The organism is Bradyrhizobium guangxiense (genome assembly GCF_004114915.1).
GTDB classification, from domain to species: domain Bacteria; phylum Pseudomonadota; class Alphaproteobacteria; order Rhizobiales; family Xanthobacteraceae; genus Bradyrhizobium; species Bradyrhizobium guangxiense.
Map to the genome: position 1 here is coordinate 133,663 of NZ_CP022220.1, position 15,844 is coordinate 149,506.

At 58.6% G+C, this 15,844-nt stretch carries 10 protein-coding genes and 2 pseudogenes; 4 read left to right on the forward strand and 8 right to left on the reverse strand.

Annotation, left to right across the window (positions count from 1 at the left end):
* Positions 1–592: 592 nt before the first annotated feature.
* Both X268_RS35165 and X268_RS35170 read left to right on the forward strand, forming a co-directional pair.
* Positions 593–1,606 (forward strand): SIR2 family protein, encoded by a 1,014-nt coding sequence (locus tag X268_RS35165; RefSeq protein ID WP_232995577.1) that lies wholly within the window; start codon positions 593–595, stop codon positions 1,604–1,606.
* Positions 1,603–3,696, forward strand: coding sequence for an ATP-binding protein (locus X268_RS35170; protein WP_128929580.1), 2,094 nt, complete (start codon positions 1,603–1,605; stop codon positions 3,694–3,696). Before X268_RS35165 ends, X268_RS35170 begins: the two co-directional genes overlap by 4 nt.
* 579 nt (positions 3,697–4,275) lie before the next feature.
* Here X268_RS35170 and X268_RS35175 read toward each other — a convergent pair.
* From X268_RS35175 to X268_RS40175, 6 genes are all read right to left on the reverse strand, one after another.
* Positions 4,276–5,832: a hypothetical protein gene (locus X268_RS35175; RefSeq protein ID WP_128929581.1), complete on the reverse strand. Its 1,557-nt coding sequence runs from the start codon at positions 5,830–5,832 to the stop codon at positions 4,276–4,278.
* Between the two features lie 15 nt (positions 5,833–5,847).
* Complete coding sequence (locus X268_RS35180; RefSeq protein ID WP_128929582.1) at positions 5,848–6,618, reverse strand: helix-turn-helix domain-containing protein; 771 nt, start codon at positions 6,616–6,618, stop codon at positions 5,848–5,850.
* A 1,150-nt stretch (positions 6,619–7,768) separates the two neighbouring features.
* Positions 7,769–8,590 carry a hypothetical protein gene (locus X268_RS35190; protein ID WP_232995578.1) on the reverse strand — a complete coding sequence of 274 codons (822 nt, stop codon included), beginning with the start codon at positions 8,588–8,590 and terminating at the stop codon, positions 7,769–7,771.
* 276 nt (positions 8,591–8,866) lie between these two features.
* Positions 8,867–9,796: a relaxase/mobilization nuclease domain-containing protein gene (locus X268_RS35195; protein ID WP_245478031.1), complete on the reverse strand. Its 930-nt coding sequence runs from the start codon at positions 9,794–9,796 to the stop codon at positions 8,867–8,869.
* A 143-nt stretch (positions 9,797–9,939) separates the two neighbouring features.
* A complete protein-coding gene (gene mobC, locus X268_RS40170; RefSeq protein WP_237866544.1) occupies positions 9,940–10,266 on the reverse strand; it encodes a plasmid mobilization relaxosome protein MobC in 327 nt (108 codons plus the stop codon).
* A 616-nt stretch (positions 10,267–10,882) separates the two neighbouring features.
* Complete coding sequence (locus tag X268_RS40175; protein ID WP_232995580.1) at positions 10,883–11,044, reverse strand: hypothetical protein; 162 nt, start codon at positions 11,042–11,044, stop codon at positions 10,883–10,885.
* 334 nt (positions 11,045–11,378) lie between these two features.
* On the opposite strand from X268_RS40175, the pseudogene X268_RS35210 reads away from it, so the two are divergent.
* Positions 11,379–12,074 (forward strand): annotated as a pseudogene (locus X268_RS35210) (IS91 family transposase); the annotation flags it as partial.
* A gap of 113 nt (positions 12,075–12,187) precedes the next feature.
* Here the strand turns inward: X268_RS35210 and noeE are convergent.
* Complete coding sequence (gene noeE / locus X268_RS35215; protein WP_283818307.1) at positions 12,188–13,393, reverse strand: nodulation protein NoeE; 1,206 nt, start codon at positions 13,391–13,393, stop codon at positions 12,188–12,190.
* Between the two features lie 898 nt (positions 13,394–14,291).
* Between noeE and X268_RS40180 the strand changes: the two are divergent.
* Positions 14,292–14,512 (forward strand): annotated as a pseudogene (locus tag X268_RS40180) (helix-turn-helix transcriptional regulator); the annotation flags it as partial.
* A 200-nt stretch (positions 14,513–14,712) separates the two neighbouring features.
* Here the strand turns inward: X268_RS40180 and X268_RS35225 are convergent.
* Positions 14,713–15,696 (reverse strand): hypothetical protein, encoded by a 984-nt coding sequence (locus X268_RS35225; protein WP_128929584.1) that lies wholly within the window; start codon positions 15,694–15,696, stop codon positions 14,713–14,715.
* Positions 15,697–15,844 lie beyond the last annotated feature (148 nt).

The following is a 15,844-nucleotide window of genomic DNA, read 5'->3' on the forward strand; positions in this document are numbered from 1 at the left end:
GGCGAGCTCGAGTCGGAGAGCATACCTCGCTCCCGCCGCCTCCACCCGAGCCGGCGGACGGGATCGACTGAAGCTGGAGGCGTGAGGGAGCCAGGATAGCGGCACTCCTCGTCAGATCTCGTCTCCTCACCGGTTCAAGCGATTAGTCGAGGAAGCTAATCTCGATGCCCTTCATCCCCTCGCCGCTTCGCTGCTTACCTTTTTCACTTTGACTACCTGCCCGCCTTGCAACCTCTGATTATGTTGCTTTAAGACTTACTAGCGGGGACTCAGGTCGGTCCTGCAACTCGTCGCGAGGGTCCATGGAGTGGAAGGCGCACGGTTACCGGGTTGGTGCATCGAGCGAGACCTTCGATAGCATCCCAGAAAGCGCAGACGAACTTGATCGGTTCATCGCGCTACACCGCCGAAAGATCGAGCCGTGGCTCTCGGCGGTATTCCAAGCTGAGCATCTGAACCTCCTGCTTGGCAGCGGCTTTACCATTGCTGTGGGCTTCGCTGCCGGCGTCAAGGCGACGGGTATGGCGATTGCGACGGGGAAGTCGAAACATGCCAAGGCAATCCTCGTCACGCGACCGCAAGCGCCAAAAAGATGGGTCGCGGTCAAGCTAACATCGAAGATCAGTTGCGTAGCGCCATTGCTGTGCTCGATGGTCTTGACATCATCGATAAGGGGTCGGCGCAAGGTGTTCGCGACGACATTAACTCCGCAATCGCGACATTCCTAACCTCACTGCTTGCTACCGAGCGAGGTATTTTCGAAGCAAACAGTGCATCAGCACTGGCGACGGTGCAGTCATTTCTGCTCAGCTTCGTCAGCCGCGCCGCTTCACGCGAGCGTTTACATATCTTCACGACCAACTACGACCGGTTGATCGAACATGGCTGCGATCAAGCGGGGCTACGGATCATTGATCGCTTTGTGGGGAGCTTGCGTCCACTGTTCCGCAACACTCGGATCGAGCTCGATTATCATTACAACCCACCCGGGATCCGCGGTGAGCCGCGCTTTATGGAAGGCGTCGTCCGTCTGACCAAGCTCCACGGCAGCCTTGATTGGCGCTTCGACCCCATCGCGCATCGGATCTATCGGTCAGAGACACCATTTGGTGCCGACGACGATCATCCGAGCTTACCAGATTCTCCAGTTGATACCGTGATGATCTATCCTAATCCGGCTAAGGACGTGGAGACCACCCAATATCCTTATGCGGAGCTATTCCGTGATTTCGCCTCGGCAACTTGCAGACCCAACTCGGTGGTGGTGACCTACGGCTACGGGTTCGGTGATGACCACATCAACCGTGTTCTGCTCGATATGCTGTCGGTTCCGTCCGCACACCTCGTGATCATCGCCTTTGAACTAGACGATCGCATCAAGGGATTTCTCAATCAAACTCGTCCTGCACAAGTCAGCCTCCTCGCCGGCAACCATTTCGGAAGCCTCCAGCACCTCGTCGACGATTATCTGCCAAAGCCCGCGCTCGATTACATCACCGGGCGTATGTCTGACTTGCTGAAGAACCGCGCTTTCGCAGATGCCGCTGCGGGCCTGGCGCCAGCCGAACCGAGTCAGCCGCCAGCGGGCTCTGGAGGAGGAACGTGAGCTCCCCGATCGAACGGCTCGCTGAACTGGTCATCGGCACGGTCGAGTCGATCTCCTCGGATGAGATCCGTGTGCTGCTCGATCTCGATGCGCCACAGGCTACTGCGCTCAACACCGGCACACCGATGAGCTTCCCAAGGCTCAATAGTTACGTGCTGATACCGAATGAGGCTGGTGCTACCGTCGCCTACGTCACGTGGATCGGGATTGAACGATCGCCGTACCCCAAACGGTCGGGGCTTAAGGATTTCGGCCTGATCGATCTGCCATTCCCTCTGCGGAAGATGTCGCTCACTCCGATCGGCACCCTGTCTGTCGCTCGAAACCGACGCGAGGGAAGCAGTATGTTCGAATTGAGTCGAGGAATCGTTGCGTTCCCTTCGGTAGGCGATCAGATACCAATCCCAACGCCGGAACAAATCACAGCTATCGTCGGAGCAAAGGACAAGGACCGCCGCGTTCGCATCGGCTCGTCACCGCTGGCTGCAGATACCTCAATTATGGTCGATCCCGATAAGATCTTCGGGCGGCACGTCGCCGTACTCGGCAACACCGGTAGTGGAAAATCCTGCTCCGTCGCTGGGCTGATCCGCTGGTCACTCGATGCGGCGCAGGCCGCTCTTGAGAATGGCACAGAACAGCCGAATGCGCGGTTTATTATTCTTGATCCTAATGGGGAGTACGCCAAAGCATTTGCAGATAGGGGCGGAAATATCCGCCTGTTTCGTGTCCCGCCCATCGACCTCAACAGGGGTGAACGCGCGCTCCGTCTGCCGGCCTGGCTCTGGAACGGTCACGAGTGGACCGCGGTATCGTTCGCACGACCCGGAGCGCAGCGGCCCCTGCTGCTCCAAGCGCTTCGTGAACTAAAGAACGGGCAGCTGGCGGGGACGCCTCGCCAAACTATCGTCAGGCGGCATTTGTATTCCTATCGCATCATGATCGCCGCTATGTTGGCCGAAGGTGCCGCGACCTACGCTGGCAGCGCAAGCAATCGGCGGCGCTGCGGCGAACTGCTAGACAACATTGCATCAGACTGCAGCAATATGACGGAATCCGTTGATGGTGAGCACAAGACAGCTCTGGAAGAGATAAGCAGCATTATCGAAACTATCGCTAATTCCCGTCGGTCAGGAGACTGGTTCAACTCCTTCTCAGTACAGGACATGGAAGCGGTGCGGAGGTCACTGCAGAGCTTCGTAGATCTGGTAGAGGATGCTTTCGCCATCGCGCATCTTACGGAAGATGCACCGATACCATTCGACGTACACATGCTGCCAGAGCACCTTGAGAGGATAGCAGCGACGGAGGGAGGTGCGTTGGCCGGATTCATCAGCACGCTCGGCATGCGCATCCGCGGCATGATGTCGGACCCGAGACTCGGTCAAGTGATTGGAAGTGACCCGGCGATCACCTTCGATGCCTGGCTTGACGCGTTCGTGGGCAGCAACGCCTCGGCCAACGGACAGGTCGCAATCGTTGACCTTTCGTTGGTGCCTTCAGAAATAATCCACGTAGTCGTTGCGGTTCTGGGACGGCTGACGTTTGAGGCATTGCAGCGCTACCGACGGCTTCATCCTGATGGCAAACCTCTGCCCACGACCTTGGTTCTAGAGGAAGCACACAACTTTGTTCGGCGAGGCGCCAACGAAGATGGGCCGGCAGAAAACCCGACCCAGCTCTGTCGCGAGACGTTCGAAAAGATCGCGCGCGAAGGTCGCAAGTTTGGTCTTGGATTGATGCTATCGTCACAACGCCCATCGGAGCTCTCGCCCACGATCCTTGCACAGTGCAATACTTTCCTACTGCACCGGATCGTAAACGACCTCGATCAGGCGCTAGTTGGACGTCTCGTTCCCGACAATGTGGCGGGCTTGCTAAAGGAGCTACCTAGCCTACCATCCCGTCAGGCAATTTTGCTGGGATGGGCCACGCCGATTCCTTTGCTCGTGGAGATGGATGAACTTGCCGAGGCACATCGGCCGCAATCGTCAGACCCAGATTTCTGGGACGTTTGGATCGGCAAGAACCCACGTCCGATCGATTGGCCCACCCTCGTCGGCGATTGGACCGGCAGTGCGCAGAATTGAACAGACTGCGCTCCTCGATCAGACGTTTCCATGACTGCCGCACGCCTTATGAGTCCGACGGGAGAAAACAAGGTGAGCTGGTGATCTCATTGCTCAATGGCTTGCAGGACGAGACGGAGAGCGAGGTCGAGTTCGTCGAATCCGCTATTGTCATTCGGCGTCACAATTGATCCCTTCAGCATCCAATTTTGCATGCCGAATGACAGCTTGCCCGCTAAGTTGAGTGGCGTAAGTCGGCCGGCGTCAGCAGGCGATGAGATCGCTTCGACGGAAACACTGATCCGGCAGCAAGTGCCCGAGCATTGCTAACTGCGTTTCGTGTTGCGGGGACTTCGTGCTGAGCACAGACGAGGCTAGGGCCGAGATCGATCGGATCGACACCATTGCAATCAACTGGCGCCAAGTTTTTGAGGATGAGGGTGTCGACGAAATCGAAAGAATAGCACCTGCCTTCCCAATAGCAGACTGCTTTCCCCGCAAGCTCGTCTCCAGCCTTAGAGAGCTCAGCCGACTTTGCCGGCTGCGCTGGCCTTGCTTTTTACGGTCGTACTTCCACCGTTGTGACTGATAAGCACTTCTCTACGAGATGGAGAGCATGACCTTATCCCAGTTAGAGAATCCCTCCGCGAAAAAGGCCGGTCTTTTCGACCCCCGATCCTTATTCGATCGTTCAACTGCGCTCTCGACAAAGTCAGACGTATCGGCATTCAATGCCCGCACCACCTCTGATACAATATGGGGCCGACCACCGATGAGCGTGACCTCCGGCTCCGAGCGGCTCGATGATACAATCGGAAGTTCGATAAGCGCCGTATAGCACGACCCAAAACATTCGAGCGAAAAAGGCGTCAACAAAGCATCGTCAGAAGTCAGTTGAATTTCGTCAGGCCAATGGTTGAAGATGATATTGACGCCTGGCGTTGATGCTACGGCAAGAAATTCGATGTGAGTATCAACCCAATCGACGAAGTCGGCAAATTTAAAGCGGCGCGCTGTCTGCCGACCTGCCCGAACCATCGCCGATACAATCCTACGAAGAACTGGCGCGGCCGGAATCCAATGCGCAAATGGCCCTTCGCCTGGTGCCATTTCCAACTTGAGCTCTTTTCCCTTGAAACGGAGCGTTATCGATTTCTGCGGCCTGGCCAGTATGACGCCAATCTCGATGATGGCGACCGCCTCCTCCAGGTCGACAATTCGTTCACCGTCATAGTTGAGCGTTAGGTTCGCCTCCGCCTTCGGAAAGTCGATCAAAAATTCAAGGAAGTTGTTTGCAAGTCGCACCGGCCCGAGCTTTCCATCGAATATCGGAGTGACGAACATCTCGAGCTCTACCGAGGTCCACTCGCCTGCTTCCGAAGAAAGTTCAACCGTGGTTGACATCGATGACGATACGTTTAGCTCCAGCACCGCTTCCCGAAACTCATCGCGATCATTGTCGAGCGGAATTCCGAACCGGCGTCGCTCAATCGTCAGGTCCGTCACCTTAAGCGTGCGAGGGCCACCCAAAAAGAGCTGACCGATCTTTTCGCCCGCATTTTCTCCTGGAACGAAAAATCGACCGACAATGGATCTGTTATCAAAACCGCAAGTCTTGCGGTAGTCGACCTTCCCTGCAATATAATCGGCAGGTGCCCCTCCGAGCATTCCGTTTAAAGCCTTTGCCAGCCCTTCTCCTGCTGGAGACAATTCTACCGCACGATCGAGTGGCACAAGAATCGTGATTCTGTGAATGTTCCGCTTTCCTTTGGCTTCCTCGCTGCGAACCCGCTTGAGGGTGTCGTAGATCATTTTTTGATCGACCGGGACGAGGAGAGTGCGAATCGGCGTCCGCCCGTCTTTGACGAAAAACATGACGACGATCGCCGCCGGCAGGTCAGCATCAACGAGATGCTTGAGCGCCGACAGCTTGATCCTCGGCGGCTGAGATCCTTCTGTCGCTTTCACTTGGATCAAGAATTTCGGAAGATCGTTCTGGGAATCAAGCGGACGCTCTTTCATCCGCAAAGGCTCGCCTTCAAGGAGGTAGTCCCAGCCGAGACGGTCTGCCTGTGATTTCTGGGCACGAAACCCTTCCGGTTCACACCAACCGATGAACACATTCTCACCTCGCGCGCCAAGATCTGGAACGCTCACTGAATTCTTCATATTTTAGACCATAGCCTTAGCTACTGCTGAAACCAGATCGATAGTCGGGAAGAACCCGAGTTCGTGGAGTTGATGCAGTAATTCCTCAAATTGAAGGTGATTGGCGCTGCCCTTGGCGGCAAGCTTCGCCAGTTCATCGATTTTGCCGGCGAGTAATTCGATGTCCCGCTGGCGGCGTTTGGAGTCCGCAGGCGACAGCCGCTGCGGGCCATCGACAACAAACGCGGCCGAATGTTTTCGGACGTACTCCGCGACGTTGTCCAGCGCAATTTCGCTTTCGCCGGCCTTTGAAAAAGCCATGCTGATGCTGTACGCGGCATCTTCAAGGTACGGCCTGTCCCGCACGAGGTCCGGCGAGCTGTCTTTGCGGCGGTACCCGCTGAGAGAGAAGCTTCCGTTTTGCAGGTTGTAAAACCCGATCTCAAAAGGACCGAACGTCGCAACGCCTTTAGCGATATTGACCGACCATGGATTTTGCGGCCCGCCGCGAGCTTCGACCGCTTTGATCAGCCCGCTCACCTCTCGCGCATGAAGTCGCGCACGCTCGAGCTGAGCTTGGTCGTTCTCGAATATGGAAATGGCGTCCGGCTTCCAAGCCAAGTGCCGCGCGTGGAGTTGGTGCCAGGCACGCAGAGCGGCTTGGGCCGGACCGGGAATTTCCTCGCCTTCCATCCATCTTCGAAGCGTTCGCGTCGAAACTCCCAACAGTTGCGCAGCCTCGGCCAGGTCGAGGCCCAGAAATGTCAAAATTTCAGTCAGCTCAATACTTGTCATTATGTAAAATCCGTTTTGATAATTTGTCCTTCGTATTTTGACAATATGTCAGAAAAAAGAACCTGCTTTGTCCCCCTCCCCTTCCGCGGGAGTGTCGTCCCGACGCGCGAGTTGGCGAATGCCGTCACCAAAACAGATTGAAAAATGGACCGCCGCTACTCGGTCGTCGTCATCGCATTCCGTCGGTTCAGACGCAGATTTACCGCAAGAGTATTGGGATTCAATCCTGGCTGACGCGAGCGTCGGAACGAGTCCAGGCGTGCCAATTCAGCAGCGACGGCTATCGGAGATCCCTCGTCACGTTTTGCGGGTGACCTGCCAGCGCTGCAGTCGAATCGTTGAGATCCGAAAAGGCAGATGCGGTCGGGTCTTTCGATCAGCATGCAGTCTGGAAGGACGTCGGGCAGAAGTCGGCCGATCGGACATGTCAGAATCGTAGCGCGCGCTACGAGGAGGATGGCTGCTGGCTATCTTTCAAGAGCTCCTAAAGGATCCGCTCGCGATCGGTTTGTTACTCAATGGCGCTTAACCACCATCCAACACCCCTGTCCGGTGGCGATCGCAACGCTCTAAAGAAGGAGCTGGGCAAACGACTCCTTGAAATCGACGGGCAGGGCCAACCCGAAGGGGTAGGTCGTCGGAAAAGATCGGGGATGAAGGAGCCTTAACAAGCGGGACACGGATCGGGCTAACGACTTCACGCCGCCCGAAAAGCGGCCGGCTTCGAGTCCAGTTGAGAGGCCGCTGCCCGCTTTGGTGGCATCTGGCCCCTATCGAGCCCACGAGACGCGGCTTCCCGAAGTCTATCTTGTTGAGACGCTAGGCTGTCAGCCGGCGACCGCCGTCGTGCTGATCGTGTCGCCACGGTGGCGAGACTTGCCTGCCGATCGCCTGCAGATCATCCATCCAGGCAGCCGTTTGGTCCTCGACACCGGTAGCACACATCTCCTGCCCGGCGCCTACTATGTCGCTCTCCGTACTGGCACATCATCGCCACCGAGGAAACTCACTTTTCGCCGGCATCATCAGTCTGATCCCGACAGCCGCCTTCACAGGCATCCCGCAGTCGGGGCGCGCAGCACGCAAAGGCGTAGAGAGAGCGAAGCGTCTCCTTCTTGGCACTGTCGTGCAGCCCGCACCTCGTTCGTAATCAAAGCCTAAAGCTGCCGCGATCCGCATAACCTTTGGGCCGAATATCCAGCGCGGCGATCAGGTCCAGGCGCTGCTTCCGACAACCAAACTCGGGGTGATCTCCCACCTGGAGCCACGCTCCGTCACGGCGCTCAAGCCATCCGGATGCAAACACCTCGCCCGCCAGGAAACCGCCATTTGCCGTTCGGACCCAGCGTTCGCCGTCGATCGCAGGCCACAGAGCAACGTGGATTGATAGCTCGTCCCAATCCGCGTCGTGAACGCTGGCAATCGCCGCAATATCCTCGATCATGAATCGGTACGTTCGACCATCGTCCCCGTACCTCGGATCCAGCAGCGGCCAGCTGTTTTCTCCTGCACGCGGCGTAAACAATCCCTGGTCGATGCCAGCATTGATCCCGGCGACCATCACATTGCGCCAGGCCCGCCGCCTGCGGGACCCGTCGTATTTCACCTTGGTTACCCCCTTGGACGCGGTCGGAATCACGTCCGCACCCTCGTAGTTGAGGCGATCGAAGGAGAATCCGCGGAGGTCTTCGTCCGATGTCGGAACACCCGTCATCGCCGCGAGCCGGCTCAGGAACGGCAATTCCTCGAGCAATGCAAAGTCCGGATGCACCGGTGCACGCTCCAACATGCGGGCTCGCAGCGCTGCATGACTTGCAAAGCCGCATGCGGCTGCGATCGCCTCGGTCAGATGGGATGATTTGTAGTTCGGATAGCCCTGCCTAACCGCACGCTTCACGGACGTGAGCGCAGATTCAGTCAAAGGGATAGCGGTCAAAGGATCCACCTGTTCATATCGGCGGCCGATGTCCACAGATTACGCACCGACCTGGATATGACGGTCGATCCAAGGATTTGAAATAGTGCCCACTTTGACCCTGTGGCAGGTCCGGCGAGACGGCCGATTCGAAGAATGCACGATCTATCAGCCAGCTTTCAAGGACCTAGGCGCCTCAGGGCAGCCGCTCCATAGGGGTGTAACTTCCCGTTGACGGCTCCAATGCTGTTCGCGCGCTCGAGGAACATGACAAGCCGCCAGTGCACATCTACGTGCCAACCGATGAAACGGTTGGCGGAGCGCGCGGGCGCCTTACCTCGTCCGCTCATCGTCTCGCTTGTGACCGCGCAACTCGGCATCGATTCCCTGCTCTGCCTTGCGGCGACGGCTATTGGTGAGCTCCGAAAGCTCATTCTTTAGTGCATGCCGCCGGGTTTCAACGGCGGGCATGTCGTTCACGAATTGCCTAACCTGGCGCGCGAGCGCGTGATCTGCCGCCGCTCCAGAATGCTGCAGCTCGGCTGCGTAATCGAGATATCGCCGCCGGATCGCATCCTGACGTGACTTGATCTGCTCGTCCCAAGGACGTTTTGCAGTCGTGCCGCCCCTCCCCTCCGAAAGCCCCTCTTTCCGGGCGAGCCGGTCGACATCAGGTACGATTTTTCGCTTGCGCATAGCGAGCACCGCCCCGCGATCGGCCTTTTGAACTCGCCCGCGGGTTCGCCGCGGCGTTGCCTCGGCCGCTATCCCGCGAAGCCGGAGTTCGCCAGCAAATCGCTCCCGCCAAGCCTGCAGATCTGCCTTCCGAGGGTTGAGACGCTTGCCGTCGTGGCCCAGGGACCGGACGGTCAAGTGCACGTGGGGATGTTTGTCGTCGAGGTGCTGGACGAAGACATAGTCATGATTGTCCCCGAACGTTTCGATGGCAAATGCCCGGGCTGAATCCTTGACGGCGACGGCATCGGTGCCAGCCGGCATCGACAGAATGATGTTGATCGAAAGCGACCCATCACGGCGGCGCTTGTCGTCAAGGCCGGCATCATCCTCCCAGCGTTGCTGTAGGTCTTTCAATCCGGAACGACCGGCCAGACTCGCGCCCTGCTCTGTTTCCGCATCGAGCTCGCCGTTTCGCGTGATATACGCAAGGTGCGACTTGAGATGCGCCACGTCCTTGGTGCGGCCGGTGATCTTGACCATCACCTCTGGCGCTCGGCGCACGATCCGTTCGAGCTTCGCGCGCATAGCCGGCGTCAGGCGACTAGGAACCGCCGGATCGGGGATATCCCACTCGGCCCGCCGCGGGCGCCGATTGGGCGTTTCCCAAACATATGAGATCGGCGGAAGCTCGGAGGCCAGGTCTGCCGGCCGCGGCTTATGGCGCCGACTCATCGCCGCCCATCCCAATAATCCGCGTTGCCGTGCAGCGCATTGCGTAGTTGCGCGAGCTCTTTTTCGATGACCAACTGGGCCTCTTGAATTGCGGACAGATCGGGCTCGACCGCCCTGCCCTGCAGCACACTGGCGTTCGCTGCGCGCGCGATCTGATTGATGTTGCCGCCGATCTGGTTGAGCTCGCGAACAATCGCGCGGAGCGCCTCGTGCTCGCCTGGAGAATGCTGCACCGGTGATCCCAACCGCGAGCGCACCAATGCAACGATCCAGCCGGTTCGGGTCATGCCGCGCTGATGTGACACTTCCGCGAGCTGCCGCATCTCGCTCTCGCGAAATCGCACCGTCACCTTCTCCGGTCGCCCGACAGGCAGCACGGAGATGCGCGGCACTGGTTCAGCAAGTGCCTCAGCAATGAGACGCCGCAAGAGCGCGGATTTGCCGCCCTGGGTCGCTGCCAAAGCTGAGAACTCCGCAGCGACTTCGTCAGAGACGCGAAGCGAGATCAGAGCCATGCACTCCAATCCCAATCGCGATCTAATACATCGCTGGCGCGAAGCCTATCCTGCACTAGAAAAAGCGAATCCTTCCACTCCCTCCGTGTTGGTTCGAACCAACAGGCTCGGCATTCAAAGCTCGGGATTTGCTGCAGGTGAGATCCAACCCAGCCGACGATCGATGCGCAGAATTCCTCCGGGAATGGCGCCGCCGTCAGCCCCGGTGCTCTTATTCCACGAACGCCGCGCGTGGAGACCGGCAACATTGGCACCGGGTATGTGGACCGCGGCTTACCAGCAGCCTCCGGCCTCTCTACGGCGCTGTGGGGGGCGCGTTCGGCCTCCGGCTGCTGCGCTAACGCGCCATCCTTCGGATGGGAAATCCGCTCCGCCGGCATGCCAAGCGCAGCGGTCTTTCTGAGGAGACAGTCGAAGGCCAGCTTCATGCGAAAATGATCTCTTCGATGGTGATGGTCGATGCCGGCACCTCTTCCACTTCTTCTGCGCCATCGACCAACAGCACGGCATGGCGTGAGCCTTGAGACGCGAGCCGATCGACGAGAAGACAGCCCGCGCGATCTTGGTGGCGCACTCTGATCGTCACTGACGAACTCATTCGCTCATTTCGATGGACGGAAGACCTGGAGCTCTTCTCCGCGGCCGCCGTTACACGGTCTCTCTCTATGGGTCGCAATGCTACTTGCGGTGCGATCGGGCCTCGCGCCGATTGAGCTCCAGCGGCACCTTCGCTATCAGCATGGGAGCCCCCAACTCCGCTACGAATTTTGCGAGCCAGCTGGCGGGCGTGGGCGTCGGTGAAGCTCTCCTGTGCTGCACATATGGTCTCGACGGCGTTGGGCTGCTCACGCCAAGCCTGGTAGAGTTCATACACTGCACGGATTGACGAGCCCGCAAGCTTCGACCGGAGAAATTCCGGCATACCAGGCGGCGGGATCGCTCCTGATGGAAGCTGGGTTCATTGTCGCCCCGGCTTCTTCCTTCCCGTTCGCGTGCTATCACGATTGCATCGTCGGCTATTCCTGGAGCGCCTGCAGGCGGCGTTCGATGGCACCAAGCTCCAGTTGTTCGGCCATCTCGCGCACCTCGTCGAGCCAGCGGCATTCGCCCGCCATCTAAACGCCCTCCGCAAGGTCGAGTGGGTCGTCTACGCCAAGCGTCCCTTCGGCGGACCAGAACAGGTTCTGACTTATCTCGGGCGCTACACTCATCGCGTTGCGATCGCCAACGGCCGGCTTCTTACCTGTGAGCAGGGCCACGTCCGCTTCCGGTGGAAAGATTATCGCGCCGGGAACAAATCCAAAGTAATGACGCTCGACACTGAGGAGTTCCTTCGTCACTTTCTGCTTCACATATTGCCGAAGGGGTTCCGCCGCATCCGTCATTTTGGTTTCCTGGCGAACGCCTGCCGCGCCGCCAAACTCGCGCGCATCCGAGCGGCACTTGAAGCCCCGCAGCCCCCTCCGCCTGCCGAAGCTGTCGACTATCGTGAGCGCTGCGCCATCCTCCTTGGTCACCGCCTCGACGTGTGCCCCATCTGCGGAGGCCGCATGGTCGAGATTGGGCCTGCGCCGCGTGCGCCGCCGCGACGCGCACCTCGCTGCGATACATCATGACCGACTACCTCGACTTATTCGCTCCCACTGCACGTCAAGCGACGCAGCAGCGCGCGCGGGAGGGACCTGTGGGCCGGTGGGGCGATCGGGCGCGCGGTGGTCACGCGTTTGTCCTATCGTCGGCCCGCCGGCGCAAGCTGTCGCCTCACCTCCGAGGACACGACCGCCGTGAGCTCCTCGTTCAACTGCGCCGCGATTGAATTTGCCACCCGCAGATTCTCTTCCTTCTTAGTGGCGGCCAGACGTTGCGCTTGCTGAAACACTGAGGCTGCGAAAGCAACCGCGGCGTGTTCCTCCGCTTGCCCACCACTATTATTGAGTTCGGCGGGGAGCTCGAACGATCCTCCCGTCTTGCCGTCCAGAAAATCCCAGCAGGTCCGAAATAAGTGGCGATAGCCTTGGGTTGCTTCCGGCCCCCTATCGACGACGCCGGCTTGCTTTGCGTACTGAAAATCCCGCTCATAACCGAGCTCTGTCAAGAGCTTCGCCCCAACCAGGTCGGTCACGACTTGCATCTCTTCGATGCTCAAGTCAGTTTGCCAAGCCTCCACTGAGCGGTCATCGACGGCCTTTCGCTCCAGGATCTTGCGATCTCCGAAAGTGCTGGAGCGGAGATAGTCCGTCTGCCCCCCCCGCGCCGATCCCGTCTCGGTCGGAGTGTAACCGAGGCCGGCAAGCACGCGCCGAATTTCGTCATCGGGGTGCGCCACAAGGGTCTCATAGTGGACCACCTGCGTCTGAGGTCGACTGCGGTATGCTGCTAGCGCAGGCAGGCCCAGGACAAGATCTGCGAGAGAAGATGCGATCGCGGGCGTGGGCTGGCCCAACGCGATATCGGCGAGACACGATGCGATGGCGGGCGGGGAACTTGCGGCCAGCAGAGGGACGCCCCATGTCGTCTTCAGTGATGCGGCGATGGCGTAGGGGTTACGCATGAGAACGAGACGCGGTGCTTCCGGATAAAGGGAATCCAAAAAGTCGAGCACCGTCCAATAGCGCGGCGTCTTGTCTATGAGAGTGCGTTTGCCTGCAGCAGCTAAATACTGGCAATAAGCTGCATCGGAAAAAGCGCGGGTAACGATCATCCGATCTATTCGCCCCAAGAACTGCGAGGTTGCGCTTTGAACCAATGATGCGCCGGCTGGGTGGCGGTGGTCGACTTTACCGAAGGCCTCAAGTGCCAACATGAGCCACGGTTCAGGCGGAGCCAAAATATCCGGGTGCCGCTGCAGCAAATGCGCTAGCAGCGTCGTCCCCGAGCGGGGAAGACCGAGCAAAAAGCACACCGCAGGCGCATGGCTTACATCGCGGTTCATCATTCAACAGCCTATCTTGGACAGACCGAGCGTCCGTCTTAAAACCTTCGTCCGGTAGAAAGAGACAACACCAGCAATGGCAATCCAGATAGGGTCAACCATCCCTATCCTCAGATGACGTGACATCCGCGAGGATGACATCATGCCGCGACAACATTCGATGGCCCTTGTGGCAGCTTTGGCTTGTTCGCTGCATGAGCGCCTACTGCGCGCTTCGGATGGACGCGCGCCATCTCCGATTGGCAATGCGTACGTAGATTGCCCGTTGTTCAGGTTTGTTGCAGATAGACCGTAACTCTCATCGATCCCATTCGTAGCGGAAATGGAAGACGACCCTATCCCTGTTTCGCATGATCTGGGTGCCATGAATTCAATCCATTTAGCCAGCCACAGCACCGCACCTGAGATCGGCTGCGCCCAGCTCCTTTCGGGGCCGGAGCCTCCAAGCATCGCCCCGCCGCGCGGAGCTAAGCCATATTGAGACCATCAGAAAAGCTATACCGTGGTTTATCGGAAATAAGCGGCAAAGCGACCGCGGAAGCCCGTCGCTTCGAGCCGCCACGATGCCATTCCCTCGCCAGCCAAAGAAGACGGTAGCTCATCTCGATGTCTAAGTGCGCCATCTGAACCCAATATCCGCCATTCGTAGGATCGGCAAAACTCAATAGTTTTGATGGAGCACATCCATACCGTGGATTGATGGCTTAACCGGCCAACGGCCTCTGCATCCAAAGAGACACGGCCGTGCTCTGCCTGTCATCTCGCAAGGAACAGAGCAGGGGTGCCGAAATCATTCCCGCATCTTCGGCATCCCCTTAAGCGCTCTTCTACTCCACACCATCATGCTCGTCGGCACGCGATCAGCCGCGCGAGCCCTCCAGAAGAGCAGGGAGCATCTCAAATGCCAGACCACCGCCGGCTGCCGCCGCGATACTTGCGGAGCCCCGAAGCGGCACGCTTTCTCGGCCTGTCCGCCGAACTTTGGAAAAGCATCGCACATACGGTACGGGGCCGACTTATCGCAAGCTCGGTGGGCTCGAAAACCTCGAAGCCTTGGTGGACCGCGGAGCCAAGAAATCGACCAGCGATCCCGGCACAGGAACGGTCTTGCTCGCAAAGCGGCAAATACCGCATTCCTTATGTGTCGCGCGCCATGGAAAACTGCCCCCCATATTGCCTCAGATGACAATGTTACCGAAGTCACCCTGGTGTCTTCTGGATCGACTGCCGCGAGTCGGAGCAAGCCGCTCGCGAAGCTCGCCCCCCAGAGCGCCGTAGCGAGCGAGCGGCTTGCGGTGCTTCAGCGAAAGAACCTGTCAGGATTAAATACGAAGGCGCGAAGCTTGGACCGATAGTGTGATCTCTGTGTTGCTGATGAGCTGTCGAGCGGCCTTTGATCGCCAATTCTTCACCAATCGCTGCACCGTGCGCCGCTGATGGCCGCTGAACCGACCGGGCGCATGCGCTTCCAGCAGGGAGAGAAGATCGACCGCAGACAAGTGCGGAGCTGCGGCGAGCCATTCCTCGATGATGGGAATGTATGGGTCGAGCATCGATGGCCGACGTGGCACAGGCTTGCGCCGCACATAGCGACGCCGATGAATGCCTCGCTGCTCACCCTGTTTCCAACCATCGCCGAGCTCTCGGGCAAAGGCCGCCAAATCACTGTGCCCCTGCGCGACAGTCATCGCTGACTTTCCAGCCCGTTGATCGACACGCTTACCCAACTCATTCTGAGCGTCCCGCATCTGTGCCAGCAATGCCACAGGATCAAGCGTCCGGTAAATCTCCCGCAGCCGACCTTTGAATGCCTCATTGAGCCTCGGGTGGACCAATGCTTTTTCGTACGGCGTAGCGGGAGGAAGATAGCACTTGATCATCTTGGCACCTTCGCGGTGCTTCTCCTTCAGCTTAAACGAGGGCTGGAAGAAATTGATGTATAGCCGGGCCGCCGCAAACAGGCGAACCAATGAACGGGCGGCATCAATGCCTTCAAACCGCCCGTAGCCCACCAGGCGGCGAACGATAGCTCCGTTCTTTTGTTCAACGAATGCCTGATCGTTCTTCTTGTAGGCCCTGGAACGAGTGACTTCGACATCGTGAGAACGGCACCACGACACGACCGTGTCGTTCATGAAGGCGCTGTCGTTGTCAAAATCGAGCCCCCGAACGGGCCAGGGAAATAGGTTCTGCGCGCTCGAGAGCTTCGACCACAAGAGCTGCTTCACGCACAACAAGCGGAAAGCATTCGGTCCACCCGCTGATCTGATCTCGCGCTTTGCGCGCATGCTGATCTTCCCTGCCATACCTGCCACCGAACTGATTCGGCAGCTCCGCCCCAGACACGGCAGAGAAGTTGTCCGGTAACATTTTTAGTGAGGCAATGCGGGGGGTCAGTTCCGGATGGCGGGAGCCGGTGACCATGTCGAATGACACATGCTCTGCTTGTGGGCA

What these genes read in the sequence shown, in the direction of transcription:
- X268_RS35165 (WP_232995577.1), top strand. Translation starts at nt 593, where the DNA reads ATGGGTCGCGGTCAAGCTAACATCGAAGATCAGTTGCGTAGCGCCATT.
- X268_RS35180 (WP_128929582.1), bottom strand. Translation starts at nt 6,618, where the DNA reads ATGACAAGTATTGAGCTGACTGAAATTTTGACATTTCTGGGCCTCGAC.
- X268_RS35195 (WP_245478031.1), bottom strand. Translation starts at nt 9,796, where the DNA reads ATGCGCGCGAAGCTCGAACGGATCGTGCGCCGAGCGCCAGAGGTGATG.
- mobC (WP_237866544.1), bottom strand. Translation starts at nt 10,266, where the DNA reads ATGCGGCAGCTCGCGGAAGTGTCACATCAGCGCGGCATGACCCGAACC.
- noeE (WP_283818307.1), bottom strand. Translation starts at nt 13,393, where the DNA reads ATGATGAACCGCGATGTAAGCCATGCGCCTGCGGTGTGCTTTTTGCTC.
- X268_RS35225 (WP_128929584.1), bottom strand. Translation starts at nt 15,696, where the DNA reads ATGGCAGGGAAGATCAGCATGCGCGCAAAGCGCGAGATCAGATCAGCG.